The following is a 630-nucleotide window of genomic DNA, read 5'->3' on the forward strand; positions in this document are numbered from 1 at the left end:
GATTCTCCCCACAGTCATCAATATCAGCGAATCCGCGCTCCGTTCCGTTCCAAAGGAACTGCGAAGCGCCTCTCTGGCTCTGGGAGCCACAAAGATTCAGACGATTTTCCAGGTTGTACTTCCGGCAGCAAAATCAGGTATTATAACAGCCATCGTTCTGGGCACCGGCCGCGCCATCGGCGAAGCCATGGCGATCAGCCTTGTATCGGGAAGCTCCGTCAATTTCCCGCTTCCCTTCAACTCCGTCCGCTTCCTTACGACGGCGATCGTATCGGAAATGTCCTACTCGGCAGGTCTTCACAAACAGGTGCTCTTTACCATTGGTCTTGTCCTGTTCGCATTTATTATGATCATTAATATTTCTCTGACCAGGCTCTTAAAGAAAGGAGATGTACAGCATGACTAACGAGATCGCAGTTCCCTTCCATAAAGACTCTGTTATAAATAACAGCATCTGCCGCAGACAGACGCGGGTATCCGATTCCGTTCTTACCTTTTTCATCTATCTCTGCGCCTCCATATCCATCCTGATTCTGATCGGAATTATGGGGTACGTTTTTTTCCGCGGAATCTCGCAGATCAACTGGGAATTCTTAAGCACTGTTCCCAGCACAATCAGGGGTACCTTCG

General features: G+C 49.4%; 2 protein-coding genes. Both read left to right on the forward strand.

The annotated features are described in order from the left end of the window. On the forward strand, positions 1-406 hold a 406-nt coding region (locus tag NE664_12660; protein MCQ4727487.1), incomplete at its 5' end, for an ABC transporter permease subunit. Beyond that, on the forward strand, positions 399-630 hold a 232-nt coding region (locus NE664_12665), incomplete at its 3' end, for a phosphate ABC transporter, permease protein PstA (GenBank protein ID MCQ4727488.1). The genes NE664_12660 and NE664_12665, both read left to right, overlap by 8 nt.

The organism is Anaerotignum faecicola (genome assembly GCA_024460105.1).
In the GTDB taxonomy this organism is placed as follows: Bacteria; Bacillota; Clostridia; order Lachnospirales; family Anaerotignaceae; genus JANFXS01.